This is a genomic window from Type-F symbiont of Plautia stali (assembly GCF_059731105.1).
The window spans coordinates 495,129-519,756 of record NZ_AP035909.1; the positions used below are offsets into that span (position 1 = coordinate 495,129).

Below are 24,628 nucleotides of genomic sequence, written 5' to 3' on the forward strand. Positions count from 1 at the left end.
ACAACGATGAAAACCAAAGTGCCACACCTGGCGCACTGGGGCGCCTTTACCGCCGTCACTGAAAACGATCGCCTGACGGGCTGCGAACCTTTCTTCGCCGATGCCGATCCGTCACCGATGATCCACACCATTCCAGAACTGGTCTATTCCGACAAACGCATCCGTCAGCCGATGGTGCGGCGCTCGTGGCTGAAGTCACGCGAAAACAGCGACCGCACGCTGCGTGGCCGCGAAGACTTTGTTGCCGTTGACTGGGAGACCGCGCTGGACCTGGTGGCGGAAGAGAATCGCCGCGTCCGTGAGCGCTATGGAGCCTCAGGCATTTTCAACGGTTCCTACGGCTGGTCATCGGCCGGTCGCGTTAACCACGCCCGCACCCTGGTGCGTCGCTTCTATTTTCAGGGCGGCGGCGGTGTCGATCAGCAGGGCAACTACAGCTGGGGAGCCGCGCAGTTTTTCCTGCCCTATGTGATTGGCACCTATATGCCACTGACCGGCCGCGTGACCGAATGGCCGCAGGTGGTCGAACATGCTGAGATTTTTGTCGCGTTCGGGGGACTGGCGCTGAAAAACGCTCAGGTCGCCTCCGGCGGGGCGGGGCAGCACAGCCTGAAACCGGCGCTGCAGCAGCTGGCGGCCAGAGGCACGCCGGTGATTAACATCAGTCCGATGCGCGATGACTGCCCGGAATTTGTGAACGCCGAGTGGATTCCGATTCGCCCTAATACCGACGTAGCACTGATGCTGGCGCTGGGGTATGAGATCAACCAGCGTGGCGCAGTGGATGAGGCGTTTCTCGCCAGTCACTGCACCGGCTGGCCGCAGCTGCGTGCCTATCTGCTGGGCGAAACGGATGGCGTGGCGAAAACCGCCGGCTGGGCCAGCCGCATTACCGGCATTCCGGCCGATCGTATTGTGCAGTTGGCGCAGCAGCTGATCGGCAAGCGCAGCTTTATGACCTGCTCCTATTCGGTTCAGCGCGCCCATCGCGGCGAGCAGCCTTACTGGATGATGATTGCGCTGTCGTCGATGCTCGGTCAGCCGGGTCTGCCGGGGGCCGGTTTCTCATTTGGTCACGGCTCGATGAACAGCGTCGGTAACCCGCGTCAGGAGGGGCCTGCCCCGATGATGAGCACCGGTCCTAACCCCGCCGGGCTGTCGATTCCGGTGGCCCGGATCAGCGATATGCTGCTCAATCCCGGTCAGCCTTACCGTTTTCAGGGCGAGACGCTGCACTATCCCGACATTCACATGGTGCACTGGGCGGGCGGCAATCCTTTCCATCATCATCAGCAGCTGAACCGGCTGGTGGCGGGCTGGCAGCGGCCCGATACGGTGGTGGTGCAGGATATCGTCTGGACGCCCGCCGCCCGGATGGCGGACATCGTCCTGCCCGCGACCACCACGCTGGAGCGCAACGACATCGGCGGCTCGTCACGCGACCGCTTTGTGCTGGCAATGCATCAGGCGATTAAACCGCAGCATCAGGCGCGTAACGACTTCGATATCTTTGCTGACCTGGCGGAGCGCCTGGGCTACCGCGACACCTTCACCGAAGGGCGCAGCGAGATGCAGTGGATTGCGCATCTCTATCAGCAGTGCGCCACGGCACATCAGCGTAAAGGGATCGATTTTCCGGAATTTGATGAGTTCTGGCAGCGCGGATTTGTGGAAATTCCCGAAGGCGGCAAGCCTTATCAGTTTATGGAGGATTTCCGTGCCGATCCGCAGGCGAATCCGATTAAAACGGCCAGCGGCAAAATCGAGCTGTTCAGCCAGACCATTGCGGATTATCAGCTGGACGATTTCGCCGGGCATCCGGAGTGGCGTGAGCCGCAGGAGTGGCTGGGATCGCCGGTCAGCCGCGACTATCCGCTGCACATGATCTCCATTCAGCCTGCCGACCGGCTGCACAGTCAGCTGGACGCCACCGATACGGTGCAGGGGAATAAAACCGCCGGCCACGAAACGCTTTACATGCATCCGCAGGATGCGGCGGCACGCGGGCTGGCAGAGGGCGATGAGATCGAGGTGAGCAACGCTCGCGGGGTGATGCTGGCGGGTGTGCGGATCACCGACGGGGTCACGCCGGGCGTGGTGATCATCGCCACCGGCGCCTGGTTTGATCCTGGCTTTGGCCAGGCGTGGCAGCCTTACGATCGCGCAGGGAACCCTAACGTCCTTACGCTCGACATCGGTACCTCGTCGCTGACCCAGGGGCCAAACGCCATGAGTTGCCTGGTGGAAATCAAAAAACATCAGGATTGCAGAATAGCGTAAAGATCTCATGGCTGGTTACATTTTGCCGGTAACTGTTGCGTTTGAGTGATGGCAGCCGATCAATCGCCCTTGCTACAGTCAGAGTCCCAGAGGTATTGATGGGTGAACATCAATAGATTTTCTTGATTACACCAACCTGCGCAGATGCGCAGGTTTTTTTTTGCCGCCAACCGGTGTCCGATAACGAACTGATACACAGTTTTCCTGTTATCCGGACCGCGCTTTCTTTATAACTGCTGGCTTAGCCCCTTTTCTTTATTTTGCGCAGCGGAACGCCATGCCCCGGATTAAAAAACTACTGGGAAAAGACCAGATAAAAGCCCCCTTTAACCCTTTCCGATTCCGGCTGATCTGCCTGGGTGTGATGACCTGTCTGGTGGTGCTGCTGGCGCGCGTCGCGGACCTGCAGTTCCTGAATCAGCCGATGCTGGAGCACGAAGCGGATCAGCGATCGCTGCGAACCGTCACGCTGCCTACCAGTCGCGGCACCCTGCTGGATCGTAACGGCGAAGCCCTGGCGCTCAGCGTGCCGTCGCGCGACGTGATCGCCGATCCGCAGCGCGTACTGGAGAGTAACCCCGATTTTAGCAGTGCCAAATGGGCCTATCTTGCCGCGGCGCTCAACACCCGTCCCGACGTGCTGGCCGCGCAGATCACCGCCAACCCGAAACGCCGCTTTCTCTACCTGGGGCGCAAAATCGAACTGGGGATCGCCAAAGATATTAAAGAGCTGAAGCTAAAGGGGATCAGCGAAGTCTATGATGACAGCCGCTTCTATCCGATGAGCGAAGCCTCTGCGCCGCTCATCGGCATCGTCGGGGCCGATAACGTCGGTCTGAACGGGCTGGAAAAAGGCTTTGATAAGGTGCTGCAGGGCGAGCCGGGCAAAGAGGTCTATCGCCAGGATGCGGCGGGCAACATTATCTCAATGATTAACTATCAGCCGCCGACGCAGCCGCCAACGGTGCAGCTCAGCATCGACAAATACGATCAGTACACCCTCTACAGCAAACTGCGCGACGGCGTGCTGCTCAACAAGGCGGATTCCGGCGCCGCCGTGCTGGTGAAGATCGACACCGGCGAGATTCTGGCGATGGCCTCCTATCCGTCGTTCAACCCCAACAACTATGAAGGGGCCACGCCGGCGCAGATGCGTAACTCGGCCATCAACGACAGCTACGAACCGGGGTCGACCGTCAAGCCGCTAGTGGTCATGGAGGCGCTGGAGCGCCATCTGGTGCGGCCCGACTCGGTGATCGACACCACGCCTTATCGGGTTAACGGGCACCTGATCCGCGACGTCGGCCACTGGCCACGCCTGACCATGACCGGCATCCTGCAGAAGTCGAGTGACATCGGCGTCTCGCATATGGCGCTGGCGATGCCCGCCGAAGCGCTGGTCAACACCTATCATGCGTTCGGACTGGGTAAACCGACCGGCTTAGGCCTGACCGGCGAAAGTGTGGGTTACTTCCCGCTGCATCGCGCCCGCTGGGCCGATATCGAACGCGCCACCTTCTCGTTCGGGTATGGTCTGCGCGTCACGCCGCTGCAGATTGCCCGTGAATATGCCACGCTCGGCTCCTATGGCGTCTACCGTCCGCTGTCGATCACCCGCGTGACGCCGCCGGTTCTGGGCAAGCAGGTCGCGAATCCGGAAACGGTCAAAGAGGTGGTGCATATGCTGGAGAGCGACGTGCTGCCGGGCGGCACCGGAGTGAAGGCGGCGGTGCCGGGCTACCGGCTGGCAACCAAAACCGGTACGGCGGAAAAGATGGGCACCAGCGGCAAATATGATGGCGGCTACGTCAACTACACCGCCGGTCTCGCGCCCGCCAGTCATCCTGAAGTGGCGCTGGTGGTGATGATTAACCATCCGACGGCGGGCGATCACTTCGGTGGCTCGGTGGCCGCTCCGGTGTTCGGCAACATCATGGGGCCGGTGCTGAAGCACATGAACATCGCGCCGGACGCAATCTACAGCAAGCCGGTCACCGGCGCTTCAGATAAATCCTAGATAAATCAGAGTGTAAGCGCGGGGTGGCTAATTTTCACACCTCGTTGCACTTCCCCGAATTCGGTTGCGTTTTCACGCTGTCACCGCAGGGCAAATCAGTGCGACGATAGCGATCCCAGAGGTATTGATGGGTGTGAAAACAACACCGCTTCGGCGGTGAGACCCTGTTATTACACCAACCCACGCAGAAGCGTGGGTTTTTTTTTGCCTGCATGCGGCCAGGGAGAGCGTAAAAACGCCTGCTAATCCTCATCGTTCTTAACGAAACCCTGACAGTTTGCCAATGGAAAGGCGCGTCACCTTTCACGGATAATAGCTCCCCTGAAATCGGGCAGTTCACGCTTCACTGCCGTTTCTCCATGCCGCATTCCGCACATTCCGGGATTTCTTTTTTGCTTAGCTGAAGAGTTTAACGATGACTCACTTTTCTCGCCCGGCGCGTACTTCCGGGCTTAAGTGGCTGCTTTTGTTGCTGGTGGCCACGATAGTGGCTGGCATTCTCTGGCGTCTGCTCTTATCGGGTTCCGGGAATAAACCGGGTGCGCACGGCACGATGGGGGGAGGTGCAACCCTGGTCCACAGCGGGGTTGCCAGTACGGCCGATGTGCCCGTGTGGCTGGATGCGCTGGGCACGGTGATCCCCAGCGCCAGCGTGACGGTCACCAGCCGCGTTGATGGCCAGCTTGAGCAGATTTTCTTTACCGAAGGGCAGAAGGTCAGCGCCGGACAGCTGCTGGCCCAGATCGACCCGCGCAGCTTTCAGGCAACGCTTAACCAGTATCAGGGTGAACTCAGCGAAAACCAGGCGCTGCTGAAAAGCGCCGAGCTGACGCTCGCGCGCTACCGCAAACTGGCGGCACAGGATGCGCTGGCGCGCCAGGATCTCGACAGTCAGATCGCCACCGTCGGACAGTATCGCGGCGCGGTCGCCGCCGATCAGGCACAGATCGCCAGCGCCAGGCTGAGCATTGAATATGCCCGGATTACCGCCCCGATTAGCGGGCGCGTCGGTCTGCGTCAGGTCGATCCCGGCAACATGGTGCAGAGCTCCAGCAGCACCGGTCTGGTGACCATCACTCAGATGCAGCCCGCCGCCGTCACCTTCAGCGTGCCACAAAGCAACCTCCCGGCGCTGGTCAGCGTGCTGCATCAGGGGCAGAGCCTGCCCGCCACGCTGTTCGATCAGGACAACCAGCACCAGCTCGCCAGCGGCGAAGTAAAGTTCATCAGTAATCAGATCGACACGGCTACCGGCACCGTGGCGCTGAAAGCGGTGTTTGCCAACCAGGATGAAGCGCTGTTTGCTAACCAGTTTGTGAATATCAGGCTACAGACCCGGATGCTCAAAGGCGCGACGGTGATCCCGGCGCAGGCGCTGCAGTTGAGCAGCGACGGCAGCTTTGTCTTTGTGATCAATCAGGATCACACCGTCACGCGCAAAGCGGTCACCACCGGCCCCGCGTTCGGCGACGACCAGCAGGCGATCCTCAGCGGCGTCTCGCCGGGGGATCGGCTGGTGACTGAAGGGATCGATCGTCTGACCAGCGGCAGTCAGGTCACGCTGGCCGATGAGACGCCTGCTGCCGGTGCTGTGTCAAAATGAACCCGTCTCGCCTGTTTATTCTGCGTCCGGTCGCCACCATTCTGCTGATGGTCGGCGTGCTGATTGCGGGCATCTTTGCCTATAAATTCCTGTCGACCTCGGCGCTGCCGCAGGTCGACTATCCGACTATCCAGGTCACTACGCTCTATCCGGGCGCCAGCCCGGATGTGATGGCGTCATCGGTCACCTCACCGCTGGAGCGCCAGTTAGGGCAGATGGCGGGTCTGAGCCAGATGAGCTCCACCAGCGCCAGCGGCTCGTCGATCATTACCCTGAAGTTCAGCCTCGATCTGTCGCTGGATGTCGCCGAGCAGGAGGTACAGGCGGCCATCAACGCGGCAAATAACCTGCTGCCCGACGATCTGCCCAATCCGCCGACCTACAAAAAGGTTAACCCGGCGGACAGCGCGGTGGTGACGCTGGCAGCCAGCTCCGGCACGCTGCCGCTGACTGAGGTGCAGGACCTGGTGAATACCCGGGTGGCGCTGAAACTGTCGCAGATTTCCGGCGTCGGAATGGTGACGCTGGCGGGCGGTCATCAGCCCGCCATTCGGGTGCAGATGAATCCGCAGGCGCTGGCGGCGCATCATCTGACACTGGAGGCGGTGAATACGCTGATCGGCAACAGCAACGTCAATGGCTCTAAAGGCGGCTTTGATGGCAAATATCATTCGGTCACCATCGACGCTAACGATCAGCTGCGTACCGCCGAAGAGTACGCCAACCTGATCCTCACTTATGAGAACGGTGCGGCGCTGCGCCTGAAAGATATCGCCCATATCGAACAGGGGCCAGAGAACAGCTTCCAGTCTGCATGGGCTAACAACCAGCCTGCGATTGTCATCAGCGTGCAGCGCCAGCCGGGTGCGAACGTGATTCAGGTGGTGGACAACATCAAGGCACAGCTCCCCGCACTGCAGGCCGCGCTGCCGGACGGGGTGAAGATGACGATTCTCTCTGACCGCACCCAGACCATTCGCGCCTCAATCAGCGACGTACAGTTTGAGCTGATGCTGTCGATTGCGCTGGTGGTGATGGTGACCTTCCTGTTCCTGCGCAACGTGGCCGCCACGCTGATCCCCAGCGTGGCGGTGCCGCTGTCGCTGGTCGGCACCTTTGGCGTGATGTATCTGGCGGGCTTCAGCCTGAATAATCTGTCGCTGATGGCGCTGACCATTGCTACCGGTTTTGTCATTGATGACGCCATCGTGGTGGTGGAGAACATTTCGCGCAGGCTGGAGCAGGGCGAGTCGCCGATGGAGGCGGCGCTGAAAGGCTCACAGCAGATTGGCTTCACCATCATCTCGCTGACCTTTTCACTGATTGCGGTGCTGATCCCGCTGCTGTTTATGGGCGATGTGGTCGGGCGGCTGTTCCGGGAGTTTGCGATTACGCTGGCGGTGGCGATCCTGGTGTCAATGGGGGTGTCGCTGACGCTGACCCCGATGCTGTGCGCGTATCTGCTGCGCCACATTCCGCCAGAGCAGCAGTCTACCTTTGCCCGCAAGGGCGGCGCGCTGTTCGACCGGCTGGTGCGCGGCTATGACCGGCTGCTGACCGTGGTGCTCAATCACCAGAAACTGACGCTGCTGGTGGCGCTGGCGACCTTCGGGCTGACGGCGCTGCTCTATCTGATGGTGCCGAAGGGTTTCTTCCCGACCCAGGATACCGGGCTGATTCAGGGCGTCACCGTCGCCTCACAGAATGTCTCATTTAACGCGATGGCTGAGCGGCAGCAGGCGCTCTCAGCACTGATCCTGAAAAATCCGGCGGTAGAGAGTGTCTCATCGACCATCGGTATCGACGGTACCAACACCAGCCTCAACAGCGGCCGGTTGCAGATCAACCTTAAGCCATTTGGCTCCCGCGATTTCAGCGCCAGCGAGGTGATCAGCCAGCTGAACCAGGCGACCGCCAGCGTGCCGGGTATCCGGCTCTATCTGCAGCCCGCGCAGGATCTCACCGTCAACGACCAGGTCTCGCCGAGTCAGTATCAGTTCACCCTGGACGACGCTGACAGTGAAAATCTGGTCAGCGCATCGCCGAAACTGGTGGCGGCATTGCAGCAGCGGCCCGAGTTTAATGGCGTGGTAAGTAACCTGCAGGATCAGGGGCGCGTCTCTTACGTGGAGCTGAACCGGGACAAAGCGGCGCGCTTCGGCATTACCGCATCGGACGTGGACACGGCGCTCTATAACGCCTTTGGTCAGCGTCTGGTTTCGACCATTTTTACCCAGTCGAATCAGTATCGGGTAGTGCTGGAAGTGGCGCCGGCCTTCCAGCAAGGGCCGGCGTCGTTTGATGATGTTTATCTGCAGCCGTCCACCAGCAGCAGTTCCACGTCGTCATCCAGCAGCACGACGTCATCAACCACCACATCCTCATCCTCAGCCACGGAGAGCACCACGTCCGGCAGCGGCATGGTAAAACTCACCGCTATCGCCACAATTCATCAGCGTACCGGATCACTGATGCACATGCGGCTGAATCAGTTCCCGGCGGTGATGATCTCCTTCAACCTGAATCCAGGCTACTCGCTGGAGGATGGTCAGCGGGCAATCGCCGACGTGTGGCAGCAGCTGCAGCTGCCGGAGAGCACCACGCTGCGTTACCAGGGCGAAACGTCGGCATTCCAGAGCGCCACCGGCAACACGCTGTGGCTGATCCTGGCGGCGCTGATCACCATGTATGTGGTGCTCGGCATCCTCTACGAAAGCTTTATCCATCCGGTCACGATTCTCTCTACGCTGCCGTCGGCGGCGGTGGGCGCGCTGCTGACACTGTTGCTGGCGGGCACGGAGTTCAGCCTGATTGCGCTGATTGGCGTCATCCTGCTGATCGGCATCGTGAAAAAGAACGCCATTATGATGATCGATTTCGCGCTGGAGGCGGAACATCAGCAGCACCTCAGCGCGCGTGAGGCGATTCATCAGGCCTGCCTGCTGCGCTTCCGCCCGATTCTGATGACGACGATGGCGGCGCTGCTCGGCGCGCTGCCGCTGATGCTCGCCTCCGGCTCGGGTGCCGAGCTGCGACAGCCGCTGGGGCTGGTGATTGTCGGCGGGCTGATTGTCAGTCAGGTGCTGACGCTTTTCTCCACGCCGGTCATCTACCTCTGGTTTGACGGGCTGGCGCAGCGCGGCAACGCCTGGGTGAAACGCCGTCAGCAGCAGGCGCGGAGCGGGCAATGAACCTGACACGGCTATTTATCTTTCGTCCGGTGGCGACGCTGCTGCTGACGCTGGCGATCCTGCTGCTCGGTGCGCTGGGTTACCGGCTGCTGCCGGTGGCACCGCTGCCGCAGGTCGATTTCCCGACTATCATGGTCAGCGCCAGCCTGGCGGGGGCCAGCCCGGAGACCATGGCGGCCACCGTCGCGACCCCGCTGGAGCGTTCACTCGGGCAGATTGCCGGTATTAGCGAGATGACCTCCAGCAGCTCGCAGGGCTCCAGCAGCATCATCCTGCAGTTTGAGCTGGACCGCGATATCAACGGCGCGGCGCGCGACGTGCAGGCGGCGATCAACGCGGCGCGCAGCCTGCTGCCGAGCGCCATGGCCTCGCTGCCGACTTATCGCAAAGCTAACCCCTCAGACGCGCCGATTGTGATGCTGGCGCTGACCTCTGCGACCCGCACGCCCGGCGAGCTTTACGATCTGGCGGAGAGCAAAATCGAACAGGCAATGGGGCAGGTACAGGGCGTCGGCGAAGTGTCGCTGATGGGCAGCGCCTTACCCGCGGTGCGGATTGATCTGCAGCCGCTGAAGCTGACCCACTACGGCATCTCGCTGGAGACGGTGCGTGCCGCCGTCGCCGACAGCACCACCAATCTGCCCAAAGGGATCTTACAGGGCAGTGACCAGTCGTGGCTGGTGGACAGCAACGGCCAGCTGGAGAAGGCCGCCAGCTACCGTGATCTGATCATCACCTGGCAGCAGGGCAAAGCGGTGCGGCTGCGTGACGTCGCCACGGTCTATGACTCGGTGGAAGATCGCTATCAGGCGGGATTTCTTAATGCCACGCCTGCGGTGATGATCGGCATTAAACGTCAGGCGGGCGCCAACATGCTCGAAACCATCGACGCAATAAAAGCGCAGCTGCCGCTGCTGGAAAAGAGCCTGCCCGCTGACAGCCAGCTGAAGGTGGTCGTTGACCGCTCACCGGGCGTGCGCGCCTCGCTGTATGACACCGAAGAGACGCTGCTGATCGCGGTATTGCTGGTCATCGCGGTGGTGTTTATTTTCCTGCGCAATCTGCAGGCGGTGATCATTCCGGCACTGGCGCTGCCAGTGTCGCTGATCGGCACCTGTGCGGTGATGTACCTGCTGGGATACAGCCTGGATAACCTGTCGCTGATGGCGCTGATTATCGCCACCGGCTTCGTGGTGGATGATGCGATTGTGGTGCTGGAGAACATCACCCGTCACATTGAGCGCGGGCTGAGTCCGTTGCGGGCGGCGCTGCGCGGGGCGCAGGAGGTGAGTTTTACCGTGCTGTCGATGACCGTATCGCTGATCGCGGTGTTTATCCCGATTCTGCTGATGGGCAGCATTGTCGGGCGGCTGTTCCGCGAATTTGCTGTCACACTCACGGTGTCGCTGCTGATCTCGCTGTTTGTCTCGCTCAGCCTGACGCCGATGCTCTGCGCGCGCCTGCTGAAACCGAAGCCGCCCGTCAGCCAGCGGCCGCATCCGCTTTATCAGTTTATTGAAAACCAGCTGAACCGCCTGCTGGCCGCCTACGGACGCGGGCTGGCCTGGGTGATGCGCCATCAGAAACTGACCATGCTCAGCCTGCTGCTGACCGTGCTGCTCAATGTTTTCCTGTTCACCGTAGTGCAGAAGGGCTTTTTCCCGAATCAGGACACCGGGCTGCTGATGGGCGCGCTGCGTGCCGATCAGAACATTTCGTTTCAGGCGATGAAGCCAAAAATGCTGATGTTCACCAAAATCATTCAGGAAGATCCGGCGGTTGAGAGCGTAATGTCGTCGATGGGCAGCGGGATGTTTGGATCGCGAAACAGCGCCAACTTCTTTGTGCGGCTGAAGGACTTTGACCAGCGTGATGCCACGGCCAGCGAAGTGGCCAACCGGCTGACGCGCAAAACCAGCCACATCGCCGGGGCACAGATGTTCCTGATGGCGGCGCAGGATCTGCACATTGGCGGACGCAGTGCTAACGCGACTTATCAGTACAGCCTGCAGGCGGACGATCTTGATCTGCTGCGGGTCTGGACGCCGAAAGTACAGGCGGCGCTGGCGGCAATCCCCCAGCTCAACAGTGTGGACTCGGACTCGCAGACTGGCGGTCAGGAGGTGGAGCTGACCATTGATCGTGACCGCGCCACACGGCTGGGTGTCAATGTGAAAACGCTCGATACGCTGCTGAACAATGCATTCAGTCAGCGACAGATCGCCACGCTCTACCACACCCTGAATCAGTATCACGTGGTGATGTCGCTGCAGGATAGCGACACCGCCAATCCGGAGACGCTGCAGCAACTCTATGTGATTAACGACAGCGGTGACCGCGTGCCGCTCTCCGCCTTTGCCCGCTTCAGCGGCGGCAATGCGCCGCTGTCGGTGGCGCATCAGGGCCAGTCCGCCACCAGTACCGTAGCATTCAACCTCAATGAGGGCGTCTCACTGGAGCAGGCGCAGTTGCTGATTAAACAGGCGATGGCGAAGCTGGGCCTGCCGTCAACCATTCACGCCGGTTTTGCCGGTACCGCCGCTGCCTTTTCCCAGCTGACCGCCACCATGCCGTGGCTGATTCTGGCGGCGCTGGCGGCGGTCTATATCGTGCTCGGCGTGCTCTACGAGAGCTACATCCATCCGCTGACCATTCTTTCAACCCTGCCGTCCGCGGGCGTCGGCGCGCTGTTACTGCTGCTGCTGACCAACACGCAGCTCACGGTGATCGCGCTGATTGGCATCATCCTGCTGATCGGCATTGTGAAAAAGAACGCCATCATGATGATCGATTTTGCCATCGACGCGGAGCGGCGGCAGGGTATGTCGCCGCAGCAGGCGATTACCCAGGCGTGCCTGATGCGCTTCCGTCCGATCATGATGACGACACTGGCCGCCTTCTTCGGCGCGTTGCCGCTGGCGCTGGGCAGCGGCGGTGATGCCGACCTGCGCAGTCCACTGGGGATCGCCATCGCGGGCGGACTGGCGCTCAGCCAGCTGCTGACGCTGTTTACCACACCGGTTGTTTATCTGTGGCTCGATCGTCTGGGTCGTGCCACTCAACGTCAATGGCGTCGTCTGCGCCATGCGGAATCCTGACCATGAAACCTTTTATCCCGTTTATTGTGCTGCTGCTGGCTGGCTGTAGCGTGGGTCCCGACTATCAACGTCCGGCGGTGGCGATGCCGGTTCACTATAAAGAGGCCCGGGGCTGGCAGCAGGCGACGCCGCTGGATGCGCAAAGCAAAGGCAAATGGTGGTCGGTCTACCATGACGCCACGCTAGATGGGCTGCTGAGCCAGGTGAGCGTATCGAATCAGAACGTGGCGACTTATGCCGCGCAGTACCGGCAGGCGCAGGCGCTGGCGGCGGAGTCTCGCGCAGCACTGTTTCCTTCGCTGGGCTATGACGGCAGCGTGACGCGCAGCGGCAGCCATGCCACTGGCAGTAGCGTTCGCACCACCAGCAGCAGCCATCAGGCGGCGCTGAGTGCCAGCTGGGAGCTGGACCTGTGGGGCAAACTGCGGCGCACGCTGGAGGAGGATCGCGCCAGCGCCTCGGCCAGCGCAGCAGAGCTGGCCAATATTACCCTGAGCGCCCAGTCTGAGCTGGCACAGGACTATTTCCAGCTGCGCATCATGGATCAGAAAATCGCGTGCTATCAGCAGAGCGTTGATGCCTATCAGCGCTACCTGAACGTCATTAACAGCCAGTATCAGGCGGGCACCGCATCGCGTGCGACTCTGGCTCAGGCGCAGTTGCAACTGGAGAGCGCCAGCGCCTCGGCGCAGGATTATCAGTGGCAGCGCGCGCAGATGGAACACGCCATTGCGCTGCTGGTCGGCAAAGCCCCCGCTGACTTTACGCTGACCGCCGCGCCGCTGACCGCCACGCTGCCCGCGATTCCGGCAGCCCTGCCGGGCGAGCTGTTGCAGCGCCGTCCTGACATCGCATACGCCGAACGCAATATGGCCGCCGCCAATGCCGCCGTGGGGGTAGCGGTGGCTGGTTACTATCCCGACCTGACCCTGAGCGCCAGCGGGGGCGTCAGCGCTTCGGTGCTGCATTCGCTGTTCTCGCTGCCAAACCGCGTCTGGTCACTGGGGCCAGAGCTGAGCGGCACGCTGTTTGACGCGGGCGCGACCTCTGCCAGGGTCGAGCAGGCGCGGGCAGCCTGGGATGTCAGCGTCGCGACCTATCGTCAGACGGTGCTGGCCGCGATGCAGGAGGTGGAAGATAAGCTGGTAGAGCTGAACACGCTACAGGGCGAGGTTGCCGCGCAGCAGCGTGCCACCGACGCGGCGCAGACCTCGGCGCGGGTGACGCGTCTGCAGTATGAGGCGGGCATGATTAACTACCTGGATGTGGCGACCACAGAGAACAGCAGCCTGAGTGCACAGCAGAGTTTGCTGACGCTGCAGAGCACGCAGTGGGTCAGCAGTGTGGCGCTGATTGCCGCCCTTGGCGGTGGCTGGCAGGCACCCTGATGCGGTGTCGGTGTGGCGATAATTCTGTTGTCGAACTGCCTCAAATCCTGCATCGTGAGGGCCTATTTTTCCCCGATGCTAAGGAGCCGGCATGGTTTTCACAGTCTTGCGCCTCATCTTCCGCCTGTTATGGCGGGTCGAACTGCGTGGCGACGTCGCCGAACTGCATAAACAGAAGGTATTGATCACGCCGAACCATATGTCGTTTCTCGACGGCATATTGCTGGCGCTATTTTTGCCGGTCAGACCGGTCTTCGCCATCTACTCGACCATCGGCGAAAGCTGGTTTATGCGCCTGGTCAGACCGTTTATCGACTTTGTGCCGCTGGACCCGACCCGGCCGATGGCGCTGAAGCAGCTGGTGCGGCTGATCGACAGTGGCCGTCCGGTGGTGATCTTCCCGGAAGGGCGGATTACCGTCACCGGCTCGCTGATGAAGATCTACAGCGGGGCGGGCTTTGTCGCGGCCCGCTCGGGTGCGAACGTGGTGCCGATGCGGATTGAAGGCGCAGAGTTCACGCCGTTTGGTCGCCTGGCGGGCGTGTTCAAACGCCGCCTGTTCCCGCGCATCACCCTCTCTGTGCTGCCCGCCACCCGCATTCCGATGCCGGAGGCGAAACGGGCGCGCGACCGGCGTATGCTGGCCGGGGAGCATCTGCACCATATCATGATGGAAGCGCGCATGGCGGTGCGTCCGCGTGAAACCCTGTTTGAGGCGCTGCTCTCCGCCCGGACCCGCTACGGCGCGTTTAAGCGCTGCATCGAAGATGTCAGTTTCAAACCTGACAGCTACAACGGACTGCTGAAAAAGTCGCTGGGCGTGGGCCGGATTCTGGAGCGCTACAGTCAGCCGCGTGAAGTGGTGGGGCTGCTGCTGCCCAATACCACCGTGACGGCCGCGGCGATTTTCGGTGCCTCACTGCGTGGTCGCGTTCCGGCGATGCTTAACTACACCGCAGGCGTGAACGGCATGCGGGCGGCGCTGACCGCCGCGCAGATTAAAACGGTCTTCACCTCACGGCAGTTCCTGGAGAAAGGCAACCTGTGGCATCTGCCGCAGGGGCTGGACGATGTGCAGTGGATTTACCTGGAAGATCTCAAAGATACCGTCACCAGCAAGGACAAGCTGTGGATCCTCGCCCATCTGCTGATGCCACGCCGCGCCCAGCTGCCGCAGCAGCCGGAAGATGCCGCGATGGTGCTGTTTACCTCCGGCTCGGAGGGCAATCCCAAAGGGGTGGTGCATTCGCATAAAAGCCTGCTGGCGAACGTCGAACAGATCCGCACCGTGGCGGACTTCACGCCGCGCGATCGCTTTATGTCGGCGCTGCCGCTGTTTCATGCCTTTGGCCTGACCGTCGGCCTGTTTACGCCGCTGATGACCGGCGCGCAAGTCTTTCTCTATCCCAGCCCGCTGCACTATCGCATCGTGCCGGAGCTGGTCTATGACCGCAACTGCACCGTGCTGTTTGGCACCTCCACCTTCCTGGGCAACTATGCGCGCTTTGCCGCGCCGTACGATTTTGCCCGCCTGCGCTATGTGGTGGCGGGGGCCGAGAAGCTGCAGGAGAACACCCGCCAGCTCTATATGGAGAAGTACGGCATCCGCATCCTTGAAGGCTATGGCGTCACCGAGTGTGCGCCGGTGGTCGCCATCAACGTGCCGATGGCGACGAAGGCGCACACCGTCGGACGGATTCTGCCGGGCATGGATTCACGGCTGATGTCGGTGCCGGGCATCGAGAACGGCGGACGGCTGCAGCTGCGCGGGCCAAACGTGATGAAGGGCTATCTGCGCGTCGAAAACCCTGGCGTACTCGAAGCGCCGGTCGCCGACGATGGTGAAGGCAATAGGGAGGCGGGCTGGTATGACACCGGCGATATCGTCAGCTTTGATGAAGGCGGTTTCTGCCAGATTCAGGGCCGTGCCAAACGCTTTGCCAAGATTGCCGGTGAGATGGTGTCGCTGGAGATCGTTGAGCAGATCGCCCTGAAAGCGTCGCCGGACAAACAGCACGCCGCCTCACTGCGTCCCGATGGGCAGCGCGGCGAAGCGCTGGTGCTCTTCACCACCGACGCTGAACTGGCGCGCGACACGCTGCAGAAAGCGGCACGCGAGCTGGGCGCGCCGGATCTGGCGCTGCCGCGCGACATCCGGGTGGTGAAACAGCTGCCGCAGCTTGGCAGTGGCAAACCTGACTATGTGACGCTGAAAAAGATGGCGGAAGAGGAGCAGACATGAGCCCTGATCGCACTGCACCACTGATGTCACGCGGCATGATCGCCGTGATTGTCGCCCAGTTCTTTTCGGCCTTTGGCGATAACGCGCTGCTGTTTGCCACGCTGGCGCTGCTGAAAAGCCAGTTCTATCCCGACTGGAGCCAGCCGATCCTGCAGATGCTCTTTGTCGCGGCCTACATTCTGCTGGCGCCTTTTGTCGGTCAGGTGGCGGACAGCATGGCAAAAGGGCGGGTGATGATGCTTGCCAACAGCCTGAAGCTGCTGGGGGCTCTGACCATCTGCTTCGGCTTCAATCCGTTCATCGGCTATACCCTGGTCGGCGCGGGGGCGGCCGCCTATTCCCCGGCCAAATATGGCATCCTGGGTGAGATTACCCACGGCGAGAAGCTGGTGAAAGCCAACGGGCTGATGGAGGGCTCGACCATCGCCGCTATTCTGCTCGGCTCGGTGGCGGGCGGAATGCTGGCGGACTGGCATCTGCTGGCGGCGCTGGGGATCTGCGCGCTCACCTACGGCATTGCGGTCGCCGCGAACCTCTTTATCCCGAAACTGCAGGCGGCGCGGCCAGGCCAGAGCTGGCGGCCAGGCGTCATGGTGCGCCGCTTTTTCGATGCCGTTGGGCTGCTGTGGCGTGATGCCGAAACGCGCTTCTCGCTGCTCGGCACCAGCCTCTTCTGGGGCGCTGGCGTGACATTGCGTTTCCTGCTGGTGCTGTGGGTGCCGGTGGCGCTGGGCATCAGCGACAACACCACCCCCACCACCCTGAATGCGATGGTGGCAATCGGAATTGTGCTGGGAGCGGCGGCGGCGGCGAAGCTGGTGACGCTGGAGACGGTGCGCCGCTGCATGCCCGCGGGCGTTCTGATTGGCGTGATGGTCGTCGTCTTCTCGCTGCAGCATTCGCTGGTCAGCGCCTATCTCCTGCTGATGCTGATTGGTGCGCTGGGCGGTTTCTTTGTGGTGCCGCTGAATGCGCTGCTTCAGGCGCGGGGCAAAGAGAGCGTCGGTTCCGGCAACGCGATTGCGGTGCAGAATCTGGGTGAGAACAGCGCGATGCTGGTGATGCTGGGGCTCTATACGCTGGCGATCAAGGCGGGTGCGCCTGCTGTCGCAACGGGCGTCGGGTTTGGCGTACTGTTTGCACTGGCGATAGCCGTACTGTGGCTGTGGCGACCGGCTAAGCGTTAAGCGTGTTACCGCCTCTCTCCGGCCTGCGCGGCGGAGAGAGGCGGACGAACGAATCAGCGACGGACCGCGATCGCTTCAATTTCAATCTTCACATCTTTTGGCAGACGCGCCACTTCGACACAGGAACGCGCCGGGAAGTGTGCGTCATGCTCGGTGAAAAACGCCTCGTAGGTGGCGTTGACCGTGGCAAAATCATTCAGGTCCTTCACAAACACCGTAGTCTTCACGATATCGCCCACTTTCAGGCCCGCCGCTTCCACAATCGCCTTCACATTCTCCAGCGACTGACGCGCCTGTGCGGCAATGTCATCCGCCACCTGGCCGGTCACCGGATCGACCGGGATCTGACCTGAGGTGATGATCATGCTGCCCAGATCGACACCCTGAACATAGGGACCGATCGCGGCAGGGGCTTTCTCAGTACTGATTTCACGGGACATCATGGCTCCTTTGATTAATGTCGTCAGGCGGCGATGCCGCCGGGGTTGCCCATTATAAGGTCGGGCAGGGCGATTACCAGTGACCCAGCACCACATGGCGGGCGAACTCTTTTTCGCAATATTTGCACTTCAGATGCACATCGTCGGCACGCTGCTTCACGGCAAAGCTGGAGAAGACCGGCTCGCTGCGGCTGATGCAGTTGCTGTTGGGACAGGTCAGCACCCGCTCGATGCGATCCGGCAGCGTCGGGGCGATCTTGGCCACCACCTCATAGTCGTCGATGCGGTTAACCGTGGCATCGGGCGCATAGACCGCCAGCTGATTGATCTGATCGTCGGTGAGAAAGGTGTTTTCAATCTTGATCAGATCTTTGCGGCCCATCTCGCCCGACGGCAGATTCAGGCCGATGGTGATGCGCTGGTCGGTTTCGGTCAGCCGGAACAGAGAGAGCAGCTTAAAGCCGATCTGTGCCGGAATGTGGTCGATGACCGTGCCACGTTTGATCGCTTCGACCTGCAATTTGTTGTCCTGCGTCATGATGAGATCTCCTTACAGGGCGAGTTCGCTGTTTAAAACCAGTGCCAGCAGAGCCTGGCGTGCATAGATGCCGTTACCCGCCTGCTGGAAATACCAGGCGTAAGGGGTGCTGTCGACATCGGTGGTGATTTCGTCGATGCGCGGCAGCGGGTGCAGCACTTTCATGTTGTCACGCGCCGTGGCGAGATCGGCGGCGCGGAGGATGAACTGCGCTTTGACGTTGGCATATTCAGACGGATCGAGCCGCTCTTTCTGCACCCGCGTCATGTAAAGAATATCGAGCTGCGGCATGACCTCTTCAAAGCTGTCGTGACGTGACCAGGGGATACTCTTCTCGTCCAGCATGTCGGTGATATAGGCGGGCATCGCCAGCGCATCGGGCGCGATAAAGAAGAAGCGGTTGCCATCAAACTTCGCCAGCGCCTGGGTCAGGGAGTGCACGGTGCGGCCATATTTCAGATCCCCCACCATCGCCACGTTCAGGTTATTCAGGCGGCTCTGGGTCTCCTGGATGGTGAAGAGGTCGAGCAGGGTCTGGGTCGGATGCTGGTTGGCTCCATCACCGGCGTTCAGAATCGGGATGCCGCCGGAAAACTCCGTCGCCAGCCGCGCCGCGCCCTCCTGCGGATGACGCATCACAATCGCATCCACATAGGTGCCGATGACGGAAATGGTGTCGGCCAGGGTTTCGCCTTTTTTGCCCAGTGACGTGTTGCTGCCGTCAGCAAAGCCCACCGCTGAGGCACCCAGACGGTGAATGGCGATTTCAAACGACAGGCGGGTGCGGGTAGAGGCCTCAAAGAAGCAGCTGGCAATCACCTTGTGCTTCAGCAGTTCCGGCTGCGGATGGGCTTTCAGCTGAGCGGCGGTGTGCAGCGCCAGCTCCAGCTCTTCACGACTGAGGTCGTTAATTGAAATGATGTGCTTGCGGTATAGCGGGTTAGCCATAACTCTCTCCTCTGCGCGGCCGGATTGCGGACAAAAAAAAGCCCCTGCTTAAGGGGCTTTTTTATGATCGGGTCGATGACCGAAAGAAACAGCAGCACCGCCTGCGGTCAGGCGTGATGGCGCGTCAAATTGTCCGCTGTGCTGTCGCATATTTCCTCCGGCAAATTGGGGCGCATTATACCCGTTCGCGGTGGCGCAGCAAGGGAAAACGTTTGCGCTGCGGAGAGGGCCGGGGCGGCAAACGGGTGACAACCTGTGGCGTCAGCCCGCCTGCCACCGGACGATCAGCGCTGGCCCAGCGTGGCCACCATCACCGCTTTGATGGTGTGCATCCGGTTCTCGGCCTGGTCGAAGACAATGCTGTGCGCCGACTCAAACACCTCGTTGCTCACCTCCATACCGTTAGGCAGATCGTACTGTTCCGCCATCTGCTGACCCAGCGTGGTCTGATCGTCATGGAAAGCGGGCAGGCAGTGCAGGAATTTCACCTGCGGATTGCCGGTCAGATCGAGCATCGCCCGGTTAACCTGATAGTCACGCAGCAGGGCGATACGCTCTGCCCAGACCTCTTTGGCTTCACCCATCGACACCCAGACATCGGTGTAGATGAAGTCTGCGCCTTTGACGCCGTCGGCAATATTGTCGGTGAGGGTGATGGTACCGCCGGTCTGACGGGCGACCTCACGGCACTCTGCCACCAGTTGCGCCTCGGGCCAGCAGCTTTCCGGGGCCACCAGGCGCAGATCCAGTCCGGTCAGCGCCGCCGCTTCCAGCATGGTGTTGCCCATGTTGTTGCGTGCGTCACCGACATAGACCAGCGTCATGTCGCTGAGTTTTTTGCCCGGCAGGTGCTCCTGCATGGTCAGCAGGTCGGCCAGCAGCTGGGTCGGGTGAAATTCGTCTGTCAGACCATTCCAGACCGGCACACCGGCATGTTCCGCCAGCGTTTCAACCAGCGCCTGACCGTAACCGCGATACTGGATGCCATCGTACATCCGGCCCAGCACCCGCGCCGTGTCGCGCATCGACTCTTTATGGCCGATCTGGCTGCCACTCGGGCCGAGATAAGTGACGTTAGCACCCTGATCGTAAGCGGCAACTTCGAAAGAGCATCGGGTACGGGTCGAGTCTTTTTCGAAGATGAGCGCGATGTTTTTGCCTTTCAGGTACTGCACTTCGCTGGCGCTTTTTTTCGCCTGCTTTAATTCAGCGGAAAGGGTAAGCAGGTGATCCATTTCGGCGGGGGTAAAATCCAGAAGCCTGAGGAAATGGCGCTGATACAGCTGACTCATACAACACTCCGGTAATCATTAAAGTGAATTAAAATTCAATCTAACCGTATGAATATGCATTTTCAAGAGCGGGTGCCAATAAACTTGTCGTTTTGTGTAGTGGCGCGACAGGCAGTGTGGGAAAATAGCGGTTTATTGCCGAACTCAGAGAGGAACATCGTTATGGCATATGAAGCATTGCTGGAAGAGCAGCGTGAAGAGACGCGGCAGATTATCGAAGAACTGCTGGAGGATGGCAGCGATCCCGATGCGCTCTATACCATCGAGCACCATCTCTCATGCAATAATTTTGATTCGCTGGAAAAAGCGGCCGTTGACGCCTTTAAGCTGGGTTATGAAGTGACCGAGCCGGAAGAGCTGGAGCTGGAAGATGGCACGACCGTCATGTGCGTTGACATCCTCAGCGAATCGGCGCTGAAAGCAGAACTGATCGATGTGCAGGTTGAGCAGCTGGTTAACCTGGTCGGTAAATACAACGTCGATTATGACGGCTGGGGCACCTATTTCGAAGATCCCGATGCCGAAGAGGAAGATGACGACGCTATCGACGATGAAGATGATGATGGTGTTCGCCACTAAGTCGCCCGGGCGGAGCCCTCTCCGCCTCTTACCTTCTCCTGTTCTGTTCTGACATCATGAATTACGCACCGCTACTCGAACCGATCTGTCAGTTTCTGCACTGCCGTACGCCGCAAGCCTGGATTGATGAGGCGCGCAAGCCGGAAAACCTGACCCTGCTGCTGACCGACCATCTGGTGTGCGAACTGAAAGCCGCGCAGACCGCGGTATGGTTAATCCGTAAGTATGTGGCCGACAAGCCGAGCGGCGAGGCGATTCTCGCCTGGCTGAAACCCTATGAAGACTTCATCTTCCGCGAAGATGGCGACAGCGACTTTATCAATGCCCATAAAAATCTGACCAAACGCATCATCGTGCGCAATGCGCTGCCCTGGGCCGATGAGCTGGTGGAAAAGATGGTGCTACTGATTAAAGAGGAGCTGCATCACTTCTATCAGGTGTGGGAGATTATGCAGTCACGCGGCCTGGTCTATCAGAAGATCACCTCCAGCCGCTACGCAAAATCCCTGCTGCGTGAGGTGATCACCCATGAGCCGGAAACGCTGGTGGATAAGCTGATTTGCGGCGCTTACATTGAGGCGCGCTCCTGTGAACGTTTTGCCAGTCTGGCTCCCTGGCTGGATGACGAGCTGGCGAAGTTCTATCTGTCGCTTCTCCGCTCCGAGGCTCGCCACTATCAGGATTACCTGACGCTGGCTGCGCAGATCGCGGCAAAAGATATCGCGCCACGGGTGCAGGCGATTGGCCGGGTCGAGGCGAAGCTGATTAGCGAGCCGGACACGGAGCTGCGTTTTCACAGCGGCGTACCCGCCTGGTGAATCCCTGAGAGCACCCTGATCGGGGTGTCTCTTTTTCTGATTGGGTGATCGCGTTTATATTTCCTGCGTGGCGCTGTTTTAAATAACGCGCTGTGTAACGCTTTATTTTAAATCGCGCTGGCAGACAAAGATATTTTGTGCCACCTATCACATAACGGCTTTTTTACGCTGACTTTCCGCCCTTAAATAAATATAGTCCCGGAGTCAGTGCGGGATTGTTATTTTTTTAAGCAAAACCCGACTCGCTGCCCTTTTTAACAGAGGGCAGTGGGTCGGGTTTTTTTATGGGTTAACGGCACCAGGTCACCCTTATTGTCATGGGGTGACGGATTTTTAATATCGCCAGGTGAAGGACTTCATAATGAAAGGAAAACGTTATTCTCTGTTATTTGTTTCGCTATTTTTGACCCTTTGCTGGGGAAATGTTAATGCGTCCGGCATTCAGACCTCCTCCGGATTATGGCGTGACGCTGCGCTCGATCTCAGACTGCGCAACCACTGGAAGTATCTCAAGGAGAACGAAGCGCAGCCCACAGCGGTTCACAACGCCTGGGGCCAGGCCGCGACGTTCGATTTTCGTTCCGGTTATCAGTGGGACCTGCTCGGGTTTGATGCGACCTACACCCGCGCCGTACGCCTGGGCGCCAGCGACTACTTCTCCACGCGCGGTCTGCTCTATGACAGCGGCGGGAACATGGAAAAGCGGGATGCGCATGGCTTCAGCAAGTTCAGTCAGCGCTATTTTAAGCTGAAGCTCGGCAACCGCGCGCTGCGGTTCGAGGGGAAGGCGGGCTGGCAGGAGCTGAAAAATATCGGTGTGCTGACGACCACGGATCGCCTGTCGCGCAACAGCTATGCCGGCTACAGCGGTGCAGTGACGTGGCAGAATGCCCGGCTGGATCTTGCCATGGTTAACAAAGCCATACGGCACGACTCGGGTAAAACGCTGGCGCTGCAAACCCAGGCCAGGCAAAAAATCGACGCCATTTACACCGCGGCGCTGAGCTACAAAGATAGCGGTCACGCGCTGGCCTATGCGTTTGGTGAGGCCGAACGCTATCAGCGCCGTCATGTCATTGAGGCAGGCTATTCCCTCTCGCCACACTGGTCACTGGCTTCGCAGATCTATGGCAGCCAGGCGCTGGAAAAGTATAAAAGTATGCCCGCCAGCAAAAGAACCTTTGATCATCAGGCATGGCACTATGTCGGGGAGGCCATCTGGAAGCAGGGCGCCTGGACGCAGAGGCTGGCTGCTGGCTGGACCTCCGCCCCTAAAAAGCAGGCGGTGGGCTATTATGCCCGACCCCTGACTAAAAATACCCGGGGACGTTTCACTTCACTGACCTCCGCGGGCAAAGATTATATGCGTGACAGAGAGCTGGCGCTGGTCTCTCTGAGTCAGTATGAAATCACAAAGGGGATCAGCAGTGGAATACAGCTTAATTATGGTCAGTTCCATTATCGTAATAATCTTGTACGAACTGGCGAGGTTTCATTAATTAATCAGTTCAGTAATCAGCATCCCTCCTTTAAAAATCTGACGCTATTTACGCTGACCGGTTATGGCTGGTCATATAAAAACAGTAAAGAGACTCCGCGCCTGAATAGTCAGGGAAAAGTTCAGCGCTCCCGCAGTTTATCCGCCGAAGTGGTCATTCAATATAAATTCAATCTTTTTTAACCCGGAGAGTAAAATGAAAACGAAACTGAAAACCCTGATGTTAATTGCCCTCATCTCCGTCAGCACTGCCGGCTCCGCCTGGGCCGCGGATGTGATGCTCTATGTGACCCGGCATGGCAAGACCATGTTTAACACGGTGCATCGCGCTCAGGGATGGGCCGATACGCCGCTGACCGCTTCCGGCGCCGCGGTTGCAGAGCAACTGGGACGGGGTTTACAGCCGTTGCCCTTCGTCGCGGCCTGGTCCAGCGATTCGGGTCGGGCGAGGGAAACCGCGCAGCTGGTGATGAAGAACTGGAAAAATCCGCCTGTACTGAAAGAGATGAAAGGGCTGCGCGAGGTGGGATTTGGCCTTTATGAAGGCGATCTGGATAAAAATCTGATTACCGCTGCCGCCCTTCAGGCGGGTTATCCCTCCGACACGGCGCTGCTGGAGGCATTCAGCGCCGGTAAAATTCAGATGGACAGGATGATCGATGCGATTCATGAGGCGGAAGCCGCAGGCACGCCATCGCTGCCAGGGGTTAAATCCTCCGGCCAGGCCGAAACCTATCAGCAGGTAGCTAAGCGCATGGTGAAGAGTATTACGGCTATCGCGAAGCAGGCGCAGCAGCAGGGCGGAGGCAATGTGCTGGTGGTCAGTCACGGTATGGCTATCACCACGCTGCTGCAGGCGCTGGGCGATACTTCGTTACGCGAGCAGCTTAAGAATGCCAGCGTGACGCTGCTGCGCTACACCGATAACGGGCAGTTCAAAATCGAGTCCATCAACGATATGCGTTACGTGGAGCGCGGTTTATAAAGTCTTCAGCATGCGTACTTCGCAATCCACATGGCCGGTGCAGCCCATCGCGCCTTCGATGTGCGCAAAGCCCAGCGACTCATAGAGTCTGATGGCGCGGGTGAGGCTGGCGGTGGTTTCAAGGTAGCAGCGACGGAAGCCGTGGCTGCGTGCATGATCCATCGCCCGCAGCGCCAGCTCGCGCGCCAGGCCCTGGCCGCGCACCACGGGCAGGAAGTACATTTTCTGCAGTTCGCAGATGTCTGGCGCACTGCAGGCGAGAGGCGCCACGCCTCCGCCGCCCACCACCTTGCCCTGATACTCAACAATCCAGTAGGCGCTCTGATCGGCACTATAGAGCTCAAACAGCTGGTCGAGCTGGGGATCGGAGACGGTATAGCCCTTGTCAGCCGTCAGGCCAAATTCCGCCGAAACAACGCGGATGACATGAGCGATATGCGGATTATCGGCGGCAGTAATCGGCCGCACCTGGAGGTCAAAAAGCGGAGTGGCGCTGGTCGTCATCATCTCTTCCGGATTTGTAC

17 protein-coding genes are annotated in these 24,628 nt (G+C 60.0%); 12 read left to right on the forward strand and 5 right to left on the reverse strand.

Annotated elements, in window-relative coordinates; all coding sequences use genetic code 11:
- The first annotated feature begins 6 nt into the window (after window positions 1-6).
- The 8 genes from AC6I7A_RS02240 (at window position 7) to lplT (ending at window position 17,006) form a co-directional block, all read left to right on the forward strand.
- The gene (locus AC6I7A_RS02240; RefSeq protein WP_058957623.1) at window positions 7-2,280 is read left to right on the forward strand and encodes a molybdopterin guanine dinucleotide-containing S/N-oxide reductase; all 2,274 of its coding nucleotides are present in this window, start codon (window positions 7-9) and stop codon (window positions 2,278-2,280) included.
- A gap of 277 nt (window positions 2,281-2,557) precedes the next feature.
- Complete coding sequence (locus AC6I7A_RS02245) at window positions 2,558-4,297, forward strand: penicillin-binding transpeptidase domain-containing protein (RefSeq protein WP_058957622.1); 1,740 nt, start codon at window positions 2,558-2,560, stop codon at window positions 4,295-4,297.
- Between the two features lie 415 nt (window positions 4,298-4,712).
- A complete protein-coding gene (locus AC6I7A_RS02250; protein ID WP_058957621.1) occupies window positions 4,713-5,900 on the forward strand; it encodes an efflux RND transporter periplasmic adaptor subunit in 1,188 nt (395 codons plus the stop codon).
- Complete coding sequence (locus AC6I7A_RS02255; RefSeq protein ID WP_058957620.1) at window positions 5,897-9,091, forward strand: efflux RND transporter permease subunit; 3,195 nt, start codon at window positions 5,897-5,899, stop codon at window positions 9,089-9,091. The genes AC6I7A_RS02250 and AC6I7A_RS02255 overlap by 4 nt, the downstream gene beginning before the upstream one ends.
- On the forward strand, window positions 9,088-12,189 hold the full coding sequence (locus AC6I7A_RS02260) for an efflux RND transporter permease subunit (protein ID WP_058957619.1): 3,102 nt from the start codon (window positions 9,088-9,090) through the stop codon (window positions 12,187-12,189). Before AC6I7A_RS02255 ends, AC6I7A_RS02260 begins: the two co-directional genes overlap by 4 nt.
- A gap of 2 nt (window positions 12,190-12,191) precedes the next feature.
- Window positions 12,192-13,577: an efflux transporter outer membrane subunit gene (locus tag AC6I7A_RS02265; protein ID WP_058957618.1), complete on the forward strand. Its 1,386-nt coding sequence runs from the start codon at window positions 12,192-12,194 to the stop codon at window positions 13,575-13,577.
- A gap of 91 nt (window positions 13,578-13,668) precedes the next feature.
- Window positions 13,669-15,819: a bifunctional acyl-ACP--phospholipid O-acyltransferase/long-chain-fatty-acid--ACP ligase gene (gene aas / locus AC6I7A_RS02270; RefSeq protein ID WP_058957617.1), complete on the forward strand. Its 2,151-nt coding sequence runs from the start codon at window positions 13,669-13,671 to the stop codon at window positions 15,817-15,819.
- Window positions 15,816-17,006, forward strand: a complete 1,191-nt coding sequence (gene lplT, locus AC6I7A_RS02275) for a lysophospholipid transporter LplT (RefSeq protein ID WP_009092375.1) — start codon at window positions 15,816-15,818, stop codon at window positions 17,004-17,006. Before aas ends, lplT begins: the two co-directional genes overlap by 4 nt.
- A 53-nt stretch (window positions 17,007-17,059) precedes the next feature.
- Here lplT and ridA read toward each other — a convergent pair whose 3' ends face one another.
- The 4 genes from ridA to argF form a co-directional block, all read right to left on the reverse strand.
- The gene (gene ridA / locus AC6I7A_RS02280) at window positions 17,060-17,446 is read right to left on the reverse strand and encodes a 2-iminobutanoate/2-iminopropanoate deaminase (protein ID WP_058957616.1); all 387 of its coding nucleotides are present in this window, start codon (window positions 17,444-17,446) and stop codon (window positions 17,060-17,062) included.
- 73 nt (window positions 17,447-17,519) lie between these two features.
- The gene (gene pyrI / locus AC6I7A_RS02285) at window positions 17,520-17,984 is read right to left on the reverse strand and encodes an aspartate carbamoyltransferase regulatory subunit (RefSeq protein ID WP_009092371.1); all 465 of its coding nucleotides are present in this window, start codon (window positions 17,982-17,984) and stop codon (window positions 17,520-17,522) included.
- Between the two features lie 12 nt (window positions 17,985-17,996).
- The gene (gene pyrB / locus AC6I7A_RS02290) at window positions 17,997-18,932 is read right to left on the reverse strand and encodes an aspartate carbamoyltransferase (protein ID WP_058957615.1); all 936 of its coding nucleotides are present in this window, start codon (window positions 18,930-18,932) and stop codon (window positions 17,997-17,999) included.
- A gap of 284 nt (window positions 18,933-19,216) precedes the next feature.
- Window positions 19,217-20,224, reverse strand: coding sequence for an ornithine carbamoyltransferase (gene argF / locus AC6I7A_RS02295; RefSeq protein ID WP_046101107.1), 1,008 nt, complete (start codon window positions 20,222-20,224; stop codon window positions 19,217-19,219).
- Window positions 20,225-20,386: 162 nt separating this feature from the next.
- On the opposite strand from argF, the gene rraB reads away from it, so the two are divergent.
- The 4 genes from rraB to AC6I7A_RS02315 all read left to right on the forward strand — a co-directional run bounded on the left by rraB (window position 20,387) and on the right by AC6I7A_RS02315 (window position 24,104).
- Window positions 20,387-20,803: a ribonuclease E inhibitor RraB gene (gene rraB / locus AC6I7A_RS02300; protein ID WP_009092365.1), complete on the forward strand. Its 417-nt coding sequence runs from the start codon at window positions 20,387-20,389 to the stop codon at window positions 20,801-20,803.
- A gap of 56 nt (window positions 20,804-20,859) precedes the next feature.
- Complete coding sequence (gene miaE / locus AC6I7A_RS02305) at window positions 20,860-21,621, forward strand: tRNA isopentenyl-2-thiomethyl-A-37 hydroxylase MiaE (RefSeq protein ID WP_009092364.1); 762 nt, start codon at window positions 20,860-20,862, stop codon at window positions 21,619-21,621.
- Between the two features lie 361 nt (window positions 21,622-21,982).
- Window positions 21,983-23,302: an OprD family porin gene (locus tag AC6I7A_RS02310; RefSeq protein WP_058957614.1), complete on the forward strand. Its 1,320-nt coding sequence runs from the start codon at window positions 21,983-21,985 to the stop codon at window positions 23,300-23,302.
- Window positions 23,303-23,315: 13 nt separating this feature from the next.
- A complete protein-coding gene (locus tag AC6I7A_RS02315; RefSeq protein ID WP_058957613.1) occupies window positions 23,316-24,104 on the forward strand; it encodes a histidine phosphatase family protein in 789 nt (262 codons plus the stop codon).
- Here AC6I7A_RS02315 and AC6I7A_RS02320 read toward each other — a convergent pair.
- Window positions 24,099-24,608, reverse strand: coding sequence for a GNAT family N-acetyltransferase (locus AC6I7A_RS02320; RefSeq protein ID WP_058957612.1), 510 nt, complete (start codon window positions 24,606-24,608; stop codon window positions 24,099-24,101). The two genes, AC6I7A_RS02315 and AC6I7A_RS02320, sit on opposite strands and share 6 nt — an antisense overlap.
- Window positions 24,609-24,628: the final 20 nt, after the last annotated feature.